The 12,891-nt window shown below is 65.6% G+C and carries 7 protein-coding genes; 3 read left to right on the plus strand and 4 right to left on the minus strand.

Annotated elements, in window-relative coordinates; translation table 11 throughout:
• Nucleotides 1-73: 73 nt before the first annotated feature.
• Both ACZYZ3_RS06600 and ACZYZ3_RS06605 read left to right on the plus strand, forming a co-directional pair.
• A complete protein-coding gene (locus ACZYZ3_RS06600; RefSeq protein ID WP_463963029.1) occupies nt 74-1,300 on the plus strand; it encodes an acetyl-CoA C-acetyltransferase in 1,227 nt (408 codons plus the stop codon).
• 23 nt (nt 1,301-1,323) lie between these two features.
• Entirely contained in the window at nt 1,324-2,886 is a 1,563-nt protein-coding gene (locus ACZYZ3_RS06605) for a long-chain-fatty-acid--CoA ligase (protein WP_463963030.1), read from the plus strand.
• Between the two features lie 72 nt (nt 2,887-2,958).
• On the opposite strand, the gene ACZYZ3_RS06610 is transcribed toward ACZYZ3_RS06605, so the two are convergent.
• From ACZYZ3_RS06610 to ACZYZ3_RS06625, 4 genes are all read right to left on the minus strand, one after another.
• The gene (locus tag ACZYZ3_RS06610; protein ID WP_463963031.1) at nt 2,959-3,747 is read right to left on the minus strand and encodes a GOLPH3/VPS74 family protein; all 789 of its coding nucleotides are present in this window, start codon (nt 3,745-3,747) and stop codon (nt 2,959-2,961) included.
• Nucleotides 3,748-3,882: 135 nt separating this feature from the next.
• Nucleotides 3,883-4,254 (minus strand): VOC family protein, encoded by a 372-nt coding sequence (locus tag ACZYZ3_RS06615; protein WP_463963032.1) that lies wholly within the window; start codon nt 4,252-4,254, stop codon nt 3,883-3,885.
• A 232-nt stretch (nt 4,255-4,486) separates the two neighbouring features.
• Nucleotides 4,487-5,836: a sensor histidine kinase gene (locus ACZYZ3_RS06620; RefSeq protein ID WP_463963033.1), complete on the minus strand. Its 1,350-nt coding sequence runs from the start codon at nt 5,834-5,836 to the stop codon at nt 4,487-4,489.
• Complete coding sequence (locus ACZYZ3_RS06625) at nt 5,820-7,052, minus strand: BTAD domain-containing putative transcriptional regulator (protein ID WP_463963034.1); 1,233 nt, start codon at nt 7,050-7,052, stop codon at nt 5,820-5,822. The genes ACZYZ3_RS06620 and ACZYZ3_RS06625 overlap by 17 nt, the downstream gene beginning before the upstream one ends.
• Before the next feature lie 370 nt (nt 7,053-7,422).
• Here ACZYZ3_RS06625 and ACZYZ3_RS06630 point away from each other — a divergent pair, with 370 nt between their 5' ends.
• Entirely contained in the window at nt 7,423-12,642 is a 5,220-nt protein-coding gene (locus tag ACZYZ3_RS06630) for a peroxidase family protein (protein WP_463963035.1), read from the plus strand.
• Nucleotides 12,643-12,891: the final 249 nt, after the last annotated feature.

Genomic DNA, 12,891 nt, shown 5'->3' on the forward strand with positions numbered 1-12,891 from the left:
ATCCTTAGTCGATGTGGTGTGAGCCACAGCCCGCGGGCGATCAGGTCCCGACGCCAAGACAGAGGACAAACACATGACGACGACGTCGCCCGTAGAACCCGGTTTGAACCCGAACGCCAACATCCCTGTCATCCTCGGCGGTGCCCGGACCCCCTTCGGCCGCTTCCGCGGCGGCCTCACTCCCTTCTCCTCCAGCGACCTGGGCGCGCACGCCATCCGCGCCGCCCTGGACCGCGCCGGCGTCGCCCCCGAACAAATCGGGGCAGTCATCGTCGGCCAGGTCATCCAGGCCGGTGCCGGCCAAGGCCCCGCGCGGCAGGCCAGCCTGGCCGCCGGGATCGGTTGGGACGTACCCACCGTGACGGTCAACAAGCTCTGCCTTTCCGGCCTGACAGCCGTGATTGATGCCGCACGGATGATCCGGGCGGGGGAAGCAGACTTCATCGTTGCGGCCGGCCAGGAATCCATGACCAACGCACCCCACCTCGTGCCCGGGCTCCGCGCCGGCGTCGCCATCGGGGAAGCCCCGATGCTGGACTCGCTGAACCGGGACGGGCTGCAGGATCCGGTCAGCGGCCTGCTGATGGGCGCAGCCACGGACGCCGGGAACGCCGAACGCGGCATCACCCGCGCCGAGCAGGACGCCGTCGCGGCCCGGTCGCACCAGCGTGCCGAACAGGCCCGCGCCGCCGGCGTGTACGCCGAGGAAATCGCCCCGATCGACATTCCCCAACGCAAGGGGCCCGCGCTGACTCTCACGCACGATGAGGGCATCCGCCCCGAGACCACCGCCGAATCCCTGGCACAGCTGCGTCCCGCGTTCTCGAAAGACGAAGCGGCGACCATCACCGCAGGATCCTCCTCCCCGCTCTCGGATGGTGCAGCCGCACTGGTGATCGCCAGCAAGGCCGCAGCCGAAGCGGCAGGGCTCGAGTGGATTGCCGAAATCGGTGCGCACGGCCAGACGGCCGGACCGGACGGATCCCTGCATTCCCAACCCGCCCGTGCCATTGAACTCGCCCTCAAGCGGGAGGGCCTCACCGCGCAGGAGCTCGATCTCGTCGAGATCAACGAAGCCTTCGCCTCCGTGCTCATCCAGTCCGCCAGGGACCTGGGCCTCGAGCCGGAGGACATCAACGCGGAGGGCGGCGCCATTGCGCTCGGGCATCCGGTCGGGGCTTCGGGCGCGCGGCTGGTCCTCCATCAGGCGCTGGCGCTGAAGCGCCGGGGCGGAGGCACCGGCGTCGTCGCGCTCTGCGGCGGCGGCGGCCAGGGCGACGCCCTGATCCTGAAGGCATGATTATCCCTACGAAGAAGCAGGCCATGAACACCACCAATCCCGAAGAGGGCTTCGGAACCATCTCCGTCGCTGCCATCCTGGCCGAGTCCGCTCGAAGGACCCCGCACCGCACCGCACTGATCGTCGGTGAGGAAGAAACGAGCTACGGCGACCTCTGGAATGAGACGCGCGCCTACGCCGGGGCACTGCGGGCCCGCGGCATCGGCCCCGGGGATGCCGTCGCCGTGCTCATTCCCAACGTTGCGGACTTCGCCCGGGTGTACTACGCCGTCCTTTCGCTGGGGGCCATTGTGGTTCCGGTGCATGCCCTGCTCAAGGCACGTGAAATCGAATACGTGCTCCAGGACAGCGGCGCCAGGATGCTGATCTGCGCCGCTCCGCTCCTGAAGGAAGGCGCTGCGGGTGCCGCCAGCACCGGAACCGATCTCCTGACCGTGATGGCGCCCGACGACGGCGGGCTGCCGCGGCTGGAAGCCGAGGCCGCCGCGGCCGAGCCGATCCGCAGCTGTGTCCCCTGCCGGCCCTCGGACACTGCCACCATCCTGTACACCTCCGGCACCACCGGCAAACCCAAGGGAGCCCTCGGCACCCACTTCGCCCTGGTGGAACAGACCTCCGTCATACTGACATCCGTCATGGACTTCAAGCCGGGCGATGTCCTCTTTGGCGGGCTGCCGCTCTTTCACACCTTCGGCCAGACAGTAGTTCTCAACGCGGGGCTGCGGGCGGGCGCCACCATCGTCATGATGCCCCGGTTCAGCGGCGAGGGCGCCCTCCAGCTGATGGCCCGGCACAAGGTCAACATCTTCCTGGGAGTGCCGACCATGTACGTGGGGCTTCTTGAAGCGGCCAAGGCCACGGATGTCCGCCCGACTGCCCTCCGCTACGGCATCTCGGGCGGCGCGTCCCTCCCACTGGCCGTCATGGACAAATTCCGCGATGTCTTCGGGGTGGAAATCCACGAAGGCTACGGCCTGACCGAGACATCCCCCGTCGCCGCGTTCAACCATGTCGGAACCCCACCCCGGCCCGGCACCATCGGGGTGGCCATCTGGGGCGTCGACATCGAAATCGCCCGCGCCGAAACGGTTGAAAGCATCGAGCTGCTGCCCCCTGGCGAACTTGGCGAGCTCGTCATCCGCGGGCACCTGCTGATGAAGGGCTATCTCAACCGGCCCGAGGCCACCGCCGAGGCGATCGTCGACGGCTGGTTCCGCACCGGCGACCTTGGGACGAAGGACGACGACGGCTACCTGACCATCGTCGACCGCAAAAAGGACATGATCATCCGCAACGGCTACAACGTCTACCCCCGCGAGGTGGAGGAAATCCTCCTTACCCACCCGGAGGTCGTCAGCGCCGCGGTCTACGGAATCCCGCACGACGTCCACGGCCAGGAAATTGCGGCCGCGATCGTGCTCGACGCGGGGGCAGCCGCTACCGAAAACGACTTGATGGAATTCGCCAGTGCCCAGCTCGCCGCCTACAAGTATCCGCGTGTCATTTCGCTGCTCACGGAACTCCCCCTCGGGCCCAGCGGGAAAATCCTCAAGCGAAACCTGGCGGCCGGGTCCGTCGGGTCATAGAAGGCCGGGCGGCCGGGCAGTGCGGACCCGGGCGCCCGGGCGACCGAAAACTCCCGCGCGGACCAGGCAACATCACAAGGTTGCGGCTTCCTCCTGCGCCAGCCTGATCATCCGAAGTTCGTCCTCCACCGCGCGGGAAGGCCAATAGTCCTTCGCCAGTTCGCCTGCCCGGGTTCGATCTGCCGCCGGGAAGAGTTTGCCGAACAGCCCGGCGGCGTGAAGCAGGGCGATCAGCGCCGTGGTCCTGGCATCGGTGGCCTTGGCAACAGGGGCCTTGGGCTCAGGCTTGGCACCGGGCGCCTCTGCACCAGTGGAATCAGGCGACTCGACATCGGCCGCCTCAGTTTTAGTCTTGGCATCAGGCGTCTCGGGCTCGGCCTTCGCGGGCTCCGCCTGCGGACCGCCGAGTGCCGCTTCGATCCTGTGCATGAGCGCAGCTTCCGGACCGTGGTCCTTTTCCGGGTACCGCGCGGACTTAAACAGACCAAGGTGTTTTTCGCCGACCTGTTCCAGGATGCCCCGTGAGGCCATCCCCTCGTAGACACGCTGCACCTCGGCGCGGCCTTCCAGCATGGAGACCCACCGCTTGGGAGTGTGGGGCCGGGACTTGCCACGGATGAGCTCCAGCTCACGCTGGAAGTCCGTTTGCGGGGCGGACCCCGTCGCCCTGACATTCTTGCCCTGCAGCTCGATGGCACCAAGCAGGTCCAGCTCGGCCAGTATTGCCCCGGCCACCGTGGTCCTGAGCGCGAACACCGGCACCGCAGGTTTGCCGTCGTCGTCGTTCGTGGCCAGGAGCAGGAATGCCTGGGGAAGGCTCAGTTCCGCCGCCTGGGGTGTTTCTGGTGTCGTAGCGTCCATACGATCATGGTGGCGCAGTCACGCTGACACCACAATGAGGATTTGTACCCGAATGCTGCGCGGAACTTCCTGCCGTCGTCCGGCGGGCCCGGCGCCGTGCCTGAAAGGCTCAGCCGGACTTATCCACCATGCGGGTCAGACGTGCTGGTCGACGAGTACCGGGTTGCCGTCCGGATCCAGGACGATGAAGCTCGAGGGCCCCTTTGTCCCCTCGTCTGCCTCGGAGAGAAACTCGATGCCCTTGGCTTTCAGTTCCTGCTGGAGCTCACGGACATCGGTGAAAGGGTCCACCGCCTCCGCGTTCTGGTTCCAGCCCGGGTTGAAGGTGAGCATGTTCTTCTCGAACATGCCCTGGAAGAGGCCGATGACCGTCTCGCCGTTCTTCAGGATCAGCCAGTTCTGAGTGATGTCGCCACCGAATCTACTGAAACCGAGCTTCTCGTAGAACGCAGCGGAAGCCGCGATGTCCTTGACCGTGAGGCTGATGGAAAAGGCGCCGAGCTGCATGTGTTGCTCCACTCTCCAGAGGGACGGATCTTACCGATGATACGCGCGGCTTCCCCGCATTCGGCCGAAAGCCCCCCGGAGATCGAGCACTTCTTCCCTGACGGGGTTGCAACGGATCCTGACGGCATGGCTCGGAACACCAAAGGCCCCTGCGCGCTTCGAGTGGAATTCAAAGCAGCCGCGGGGTCTCCACCACAAAGGTTGCAGCCTCCTGGCTCGCGTCGAGCGGCTCCTACTGGAGGGCAGCCGACGGGCTTTCCAGCCATGCTTTGACAGTGGTGCCGGCCCCCGGCGCGGTCCGGACCTCCAGGGTCCCGCCCGTAGCCTTAAAGGTGTCCCGCAGCATTCGCAGGCCACTATGTCCTTCCGATGATCCGTCGGCTTCGTCAAAGCCGATGCCGTCGTCGGAGACGGAAATCTCGGCCCCGCGGGGGTCGCTATTGAGGCTGACCAGCACGTTGGCTGCATGGGAGTGCTTGGCAACGTTCGCCAGTAACTCCCGGGCAACCCGGTATAACAGGGCTGACTGGTCCCGGTCCAGATCGATTTCCGCCGGGACATCCAGCTGGAGTGAGATGCCGCGGTCCTGGACCGCGCCTGCGAGCGTCGCCAACGCGGCCGCCAAACCACACTGTTCCAGGTCGGGCGGATACAGTTCGGTGGTCATTTCCCGCAGTTTCCTGACATTGTGATCCACGATGGCGCGCGCTTCGGTGAGCACCTTCACCTTGCCCTGGCCATGCAACTGCTCGGACTCGAGGACGTAGGACAGGCCGGAAAGGTCCTGGATCACGCCGTCATGGAGGTCCCTGGCGATTCTCCTGCGCTCCATGTCCGAAGCCTCCACTACGTTCTTGAGCAGGCGATGGCTGGTAGTCCTGTTCGCCTGGATCTTGCGGGCCAGCCCGACAGCGGTTGGCAGTTGCGCCAGCTGCAGGGCGAACAGGGCGAGGAGGAATGGGGGAATCATTCCGAAGAGAACTTCTTCCTGTGCTTCTCGCAGTGGTTCGTCGTCGTAGTAGGCCTCAAAGATCAGTGGAGTCCCGTTTGCGGCGACGAAACGGACATACACCTCTACGAGCTCGCCGGCCGCTGACTCGAATTGGTTCTCGAATTCCTGCTGGTGGCCAATGGCGGCCGTCGCTTCGCCGCTCTCCAGCAACACGCGTTCCGTGTCCGCTAACTGAAATGCCTGGCCAATCAGGGCACTCTGGTCCGAATAGACCAGCTTGCCATTAGGGGTCCATACCTTGATCCGCACTACACCCTCACTTTCCAGCCACGGCCTAAAGTTCAGGTCCAGGTCCGAAATCGCGGCGGGGTCACCGGCCAGAAGTTCAGCAGTGACGAAAGGACCCGCTGTATGGTCTGCCAGCCGCTGAGTGACAACGATCGCATCATGCAGCGTAAGTTTTTCTGCGGCGGCGTGGATCCAGACCGTTACAGGGAGCGCCACAAGTACCAGGGCGAGGACGCCCATCAGTAGGAACTTCACGACGGCGGTGCGGACCTCGGAATGCTCCCCTGATTGGTGGTCATCCGGCTGCGGTCCGGCGTGGCGGCGATCAGCGTATCTGGGCATCAGTGGTTTTCTGCCTGATGGCGTCCAACAAGGTGGCCAGTGAACCGTCCTTGGGCAGGAACGCGCAGATGCCCGCGGCGGCCGCCCGCCGTTCGGCTGCCGGCGTCGGCGCTCCCGCCAGCATCACAATGCGGGTCTGGGGTGCAGCCGCAAGAATACGCAGCGCTGCAGCTATGCCGTCCTCATCAGGCAGACGGTAGTCAATGATGACGACGTCGGGTGCCAGTTTGCGGACCAGGTCAACACCCGCTTGTGCTGAGTCCGCGGCTCCCACACTGTGCAAGTCCAGTTCCCGGTCCAAGGCGCCGGCCAGCAGTTCCGTGAACGTCCGGTGGCGGTTGATGGTCATAACGCGGATTCTGGGTGGGCCCGGCGTGGCCCCGGCGACGGGGAAGGAGGTGTCGGCCGTGGCCTCCAGCAACCTGGCATGGATGGACCGCAAAACGGGACCTGGGGCGCAGCCCATCTCCCGGTCCATGATCCGCCGGCACTGATCAAAGGCCCGCAATGCCTCCGTGGGCTGGCCGCTCTTTTCAAGGCCAAGGACCAGTGCCGTCCAGGCCCGCTCGCTGAGAGGATCATTCGTTACGGATTCCCTTGCCCAAATAGCAGCCAGCCGGGTTTGGCCCGACGCCAGGGCAGACTCCGCCGCCAGCATCCGGGCATGGAAAACGCGGGCAGCATGGCGCGTCCGCTCGGCTTCTGCCCAGGATGGCATCAGTTCATCGCCCATCAACGGACCCGAAGCCAGGCCACGAGCCTCCCGGAGGAGCACAATCGCGCGTTGCGGCGCTGCGGACTCGGCCCGTCGCACCAGGGCCTCGAAGCGGTCCAGGTCCAGATCCACCAGCGATCTGTCCAGCATGTAGCCGCCGGTCACGGTCCGCAGCGGGCCATCCTTGCCCATTCCGGGCTGTAGATGGCGCCGCAGCACACTGACATAGCTTTCCAGGGTGGGGAGCGCCTCAGGCGGCGCCTGCCCGGCCCAGAGGATATCGATGAGGCGGTCCTTGGAAACGGGTACGCCCAGGTTCAACAGAAGGAGTTCGAGAATTTGCCGTGGCTTTGGGCCGCCCAGCTCCCCGTATCCGAGGACCGCATCTCCGCGCCGGATCCGAAGGGGTCCGATGATTCTTGCATCCAGTCGGCAAGGGCCTGGCCGCGTTAGGACGGGCGGTAAGGGTTGGTCTGATGCTGCCAAATCTACTGAGGACAATGAGAGACCTGCTATCAGTCGCGAAACTTTGGTCAATCGTCGCTATTGGGCGAGCAGGGGGCACGAGTAGCGACTACTGGTCTTTTGTCCGTCAGATGCACTTGTGTACGACTCGTCGGTTCCTCCCAGGACGCCACTCTTTGTCATGCTCGGACCTTCACAAGGTTGCTACAAGGAGCGCGGTTCACTATGGCGTCACTCCATCCCTCCTAACGGCAGGCATCTCATGAGACCCTCCACTTGGTTGACCCTGGGCTCGGCTGGCGGTAAGGCGTCCCCGCGCCCAAGTACTGAAAAAAGCAGTTTCCACGCCCCGCGCGGCCGGCACGCCGCCGCTCGCACAGCAGCAGCCTGGCCCGCGGGCGTGCGGATGGTCGCGGCCATCGCGGCCATCGCCATGCCCGTGGGCATGGGCCTGCCCATTGCAGCCCACGCCGTCACGGCCCCGGTTGGCCAAGGGTTCACCGTGAGCCCCGCCGACCTGGCATTCATCCTGCAGCAGATCAAGATCGCCGAGGCGCACGTCGCCAACACAACGTCCGAGACGGGCCCCTGCGGTGCGCTGATCGGCACCGGCCCCAACCAGCTGCCGAGCCCCTTGGTCTCCCAGGGGCTGCGCACGGTGGACGGCTCCTGCAACAACCTCGTGCCCGGCCAGGAAACGTTCGGCGCCGCCGACCAGGTTTTCCCCCGCCTGACGACGCCGGTATTTAACGCCGCCGAAGCTGTTCCCGCAGGCTTCGGCCCGCCAGGTAACAGTTCGTATGCTCAAAAGAAGGGTTTGGTCTTCGACTCCGAGCCGCGCACGGTCAGCAACCTGATCGTCGACCAGACCGCGACGAATCCTTCGGCGATTGAGGCGGCCGGCAACCCGGTACGGACCCAGGGCAACGAAGGCGTCGTCCCGTGCCCGGTTCCACAGCCGACTCCCCCGGTCGCGGACTGTGTCCCCGCGGGGGAAACCCTGTTCATCCCGAACGTCACCACAGACGTCGGCCTCTCCCCGCCCTACAACTCCCTCTTCACCTTGTTCGGCCAGTTCTTTGACCACGGCGTGGATCAGACGGTCAAGGGCGGCGGAACCGTATTTGTTCCCCTCAAGGACGATGATCCGCTCGTCGCGGGCCCGGACCACATCTTCGGCAACACCGACGACCTGAACGTGAACTCGCGCTTCATGGTGCTGACCCGGGGCAAGAACCAGCCCGGCCCGGACAATATCGCCGGAGACGACCCCGCGACACCTGCCGACGAAAGCGCCGACGACGTCCAGGACGCGCTCAACACGGACTCACCGTTGGTCGACCAGAGCCAGACGTACACGTCCCATTCCTCCCACCAGGTGTTCCTGCGGGAGTACACGACCAACGTCGACGGCAAGCCGGTTTCCACCGGCAAGCTGCTCGGCGGCCCGCTGGACAGCAACGGAAACCCCGGTCCCACCACCGGCGGCATGGCCACGTGGGCAACGGTCAAGGAGCAGGCAAGAACGCTTCTCGGCCTCCAGCTCGAGGACGCGGACGCGGTAAACATCCCCATGATCGCAGCGGACGCCTACGGCAAGTTCATCCCTGGCGCCAACGGACTGCCGCAGTACGTCACGGCGGACGGACTGGAGGAAGGCGACCTCGCCGCCCCGAAGCCGGTGCCCGCCGACGTGAAGTACTTCGACACGCCCTTCCTGACCGACATCGCCCATAACGCGGACCCGAGCAAGGCCTGCCGCTCCGCTATCGGTGTCGGGCCTCAGCCAGCCGGTTGCCTGACTCCCGACGACAATGGCTCGGCCTCGGCCGACTTCGCCAGCCAGCCGGCGGGGACCTACGACGACGAGATGCTCGATGCCCACTTCGCCGCAGGCGACGGGCGCGTCAACGAGAACATCGGCCTGACGGCAATCCACCAGGTGTTCCACTCGGAGCACGACCGGCTCGTCGGCGACATCAAGACAACCCTCACGAACGACACCTCCTCCCGCGGGGTCGCCGCCTTGGCCGAATGGCAGTCCGTGACGGGCGCAGCCGGCTGGAACGGAGAACGACTCTTCCAGGCAGCACGGTTCATCACCGAGATGGAATACCAGCACCTGGTGTTCGAGGAGTTCGCCCGCAAGGTCCAGCCGGCCATCAACCCCTTCCAGCCGTTCGCCTTCACACAGACCGAGCTGAACCCGGCGGTCAAGGCCGAGTTTGCGCACGCCGTGTACCGCTTCGGTCACTCCATGCTCACGGAGACCATCTCCCGCCGGAACGAGGACCAGCCCGGCGCCGATGACGTGTTCGGCACGTCCGATGACGTCCGCGGGAGCACGAATGACATCTCGCTGCTCAAGGGCTTCCTCAACCCGCCGGAGTACACCAACGGCGGCCCGGCCGGCCCGCTGACGTCCGAGGAAGCCGCCGGCAGCATCATCGCCGGCATGTCGGACCAGGTCGGCAACGAGCTGGACGAATTCGTGACGGAGACCCTGCGCAACAACCTGCTGGGCCTGCCCCTGGACCTGGCGACAGTCAACATGACCAGGGCACGGTCCGAGGGCATCCCCCGCCTCAACCCACTCCGCAGGGAGATCTTCAACGCGACCAACGACAGCGCGCTGAAGCCCTACATCAACTGGGTCGACTTCGGCGAGAACCTCAAGAACCCGACGTCACTGATCAACTTCGTGGCGGCCTACGGCCAGCACCCGTCAATCACCGGTGCTGGTCCGGATAAGATCCTGGGCAATGGTGACGACGTTCCGGCAACCCTGGCCTCCCGGCGGGAAGCCGCACGGCTCCTGGTCAACCCTGACGTTCTTGCCGGGGACGTTGCTCCGACTGACGCTGCCGCGTTCATGAACAGCACGGGCGACTGGGTCAACACCGGCACCACGTCGGTGACCGGCGTCGACGACATTGACCTCTGGGTCGGTGGCCTTGCCGAGATAACGAACGTCTTCGGTGGACTGCTGGGCAGCACCTTCAACTACGTCTTCGAGAACCAGCTCACCGACCTTCAGAACGGCGACCGCCTCTACTACCTGGCGCGGACACCGGGCATGAACCTCCGGGCACAGCTGGAGGGCAACTCATTCGCTGAGATGATGATGCGGAACACCAACGTCAAGTCACTCAAGGCGGATTCCTTCGCCACGGCGGACTGCAAGTTCGAACTGAAGAACCTTGCTGGCACCACCACCGGCTTCACGTCATTCGGTAACACAGTGGCGGATGACGCGGCGTCGGAATGCAAGGAGTCAGCCCTTCTGATCCGCATGCCCGACGGCACCATCAAGTACCGTGCGCGGAACGCCGTGGACCCCTCCGGGATCAACGGCCAAAGCGTCTACAACGGCACCGCCGGCATCGACCGTATTTACGGCGGCAACGACAGCGACACGTTCTGGGGCGGCCTCGGCAACGATGTCATCGAAGGTGGCGACGGCGCCGACATCGCCCTCGGCGGGGAAGGTGACGATATCATCACCGATCTTGCCGGTGACGATGTCCCGAAGGGCGGCCCCGGCAACGATGCGATCGATGCCGGACCCGGCCTGGACATTGTGATGGGCGGCGACGGCAAGGACTTCTCCAACGGCGGAGCCAACATCAACGAAACCTTCGCCGGCGCCGGTGATGACTTCATCATCGCCGGGCAGGGAGAAGACGTAGTGTTTGGTGACAGCGGCGATGACTGGCAGGAGGGCGGCGATCAGCCGGACCTCCTCCAAGGGGACAGCGGCAACCTGTTCTTCCTGGACGATTCCCAGAAGCCGGGCCATGACATCCTCATCGGCCAGGGCGGTGACGACGATTACGATATGGAGGGCGGCGACGACGTTGGTCTCGCAGGACCCGGCATCGAGAAGGTCGCCGGAGCCTCGGGATATGACTGGGAAATCGGCCTTCAGGATCCGCAGGCACAGGACGCCGATTTGAGTCTCCCGATCCCGCCGCTGGACATCCTGCAGGTGGGGGTCCGCGACAAGTTCAACGAACTTGAGGCGCTCTCCGGTGCGAACCTCGATGACATCCTTCGGGGCGACGACGTGGTTCCCAGCGCCGTCGGCGGTGCCGGATTCATCGGCTGCGACGTGCTGGACCAGGCGGGCCTAGACCGCATCGCGGGCCTCGACCCGCTGGTACCTGCGCTCAACACTCCCGCTAACACGGTCATCGCGGCATCGGCATCCAATAACTGCCCGCTGCTGGTCCCCGGCAGCAACGTCTGGGGCGACGGCAACATCCTCCTCGGCGGCGGCGGAAGCGACCTGATCGAAGGACGTGGCGCCGATGACATCATCGACGGCGACAAGTACTTCAGCGTCCGGCTCAGCGTCCGCACGGACGCGAACAACGCGGCGACCGAGATTGGCAGCGCGGCCGGAATGACCACGCAGTACCTGCGGGACGGCGCCGGCAACCTCACCGGAACCACCCTCCAGGAAGCAGTGTTCGCAGGAACCGTGAACCCGGGCAACATCGTCGCAGTCCGCGAGATCCTGGCGGGCACCGGTGGCACCGACACGGCAGTGTTCTCCGGGCCGCTGTCGAACTACTCCATCGTGTCTACGGCTGCAACGGCAACCGAGCTGGCCAAGGTGACGGTCACCCAGACCGGCGCCAATGTGGTTGGCCAGCAGGCCAGCGATGGGATCGACACCCTGCGAAACATCGAACGGCTGCAGTTCACCGACCAGGTGGTCACAGTGCAGGTGCCCGGCGCTCCGGCCATGGGCTCGGCGACCGCAGGCAACAGCTCCGCCACGGTGACATTCACGGCACCTGCCACCAACGGCTCTTCGGCGATTACGGGCTTCGAGGTCGTCGTGACCACCGGCGGCGCGGCAGTTCTGACGGTCACCGGCATTGAGGCCTCGGCCACCAGCGCCACCGTCCCCGGACTGACCAACGGCACCTTGTACACCTTCCAGGTGCGCGCGGTGAACCAGTTCGGCGCCGGGCCGCTGTCCGCGGCATCCAACGAGGTCACACCGTCCGCTGCGGCTCCGGGTGCACCGACCGCGGCCACGGCAACTGCGGGTGTCGCATCGGCAACCGTGACCTGGACGGCGCCGGCCAATGACGGAGGGTCCCCGATCACCGGGTCCCAGATCGAGGTCCGCACGGGAACCACGGTGGTCACCACCGTCTCCTTCGCCAACGCGGCCACCAGCCAGGTGGTTACCGGTCTGGCAAACGGCACCCAGTACACCTTCGTGGTCCGGGCCGTCAACGCCGCCGGAGCCGGCGCGAGGTCTGCACCGTCGAATGCGATCACTACGCCGAATACACCGGGCGCGCCGGTGATCGGACGGGAACGGCAGGGAGCCAAGCGCGGACCAATAACGGCCAGCATCAACTGGACGCCGCCAGCGGCAACAGGCGGATCCGCGATCACGGGCTACAAGGTTACGGCCCTGCGGATGAGTTCCGCCGCAGTCAACGCCACCGTGGTTTCACGGACGGACTCCGCAGTCCTTCCGGCGACGGCCAGGACCCTGGAGATGACCCTCACCAACAACACCTATCGCTTCGTGGTGGTAGCCATCAACGCGGTGGGCACCGGACCGGAATCCGCACGGTCCGGCAGCACGACGCCGAGATAGGAGTCGAGCAGTTCAGCTAGCCGTTGAGGCTGGCAAGTGAAGGGGGTGGCCAATCGGCCACCCCCTTCGCTGTGCATATCGGCACCTCAAAGTGCCGGGCCTCCCGCCGTGGCTGGCGCCGGTGTGCAGGGGCACACCCTGCCGGGGACACCCGAAGGGGGGATAAGCGAGGGCCAGGCCGGCTGGGATGCTGTCTCAGCCGGCCTGGCCCGTCGTCGCGATCCAGGTCTCTATCTAAGGTGCAGTGGT

Source organism: Pseudarthrobacter linnaei (assembly GCF_055412825.1).

Excerpts from the sequence above, each read along its gene's own strand:
- ACZYZ3_RS06600 (WP_463963029.1), top strand. The coding sequence starts at position 74 with ATGACGACGACGTCGCCCGTAGAACCCGGTTTGAACCCGAACGCCAAC.
- ACZYZ3_RS06605 (WP_463963030.1), top strand. The coding sequence starts at position 1,324 with ATGAACACCACCAATCCCGAAGAGGGCTTCGGAACCATCTCCGTCGCT.
- ACZYZ3_RS06610 (WP_463963031.1), bottom strand. The coding sequence starts at position 3,747 with ATGGACGCTACGACACCAGAAACACCCCAGGCGGCGGAACTGAGCCTT.
- ACZYZ3_RS06615 (WP_463963032.1), bottom strand. The coding sequence starts at position 4,254 with ATGCAGCTCGGCGCCTTTTCCATCAGCCTCACGGTCAAGGACATCGCG.
- ACZYZ3_RS06620 (WP_463963033.1), bottom strand. The coding sequence starts at position 5,836 with ATGCCCAGATACGCTGATCGCCGCCACGCCGGACCGCAGCCGGATGAC.
- ACZYZ3_RS06630 (WP_463963035.1), top strand. The coding sequence starts at position 7,423 with ATGGTCGCGGCCATCGCGGCCATCGCCATGCCCGTGGGCATGGGCCTG.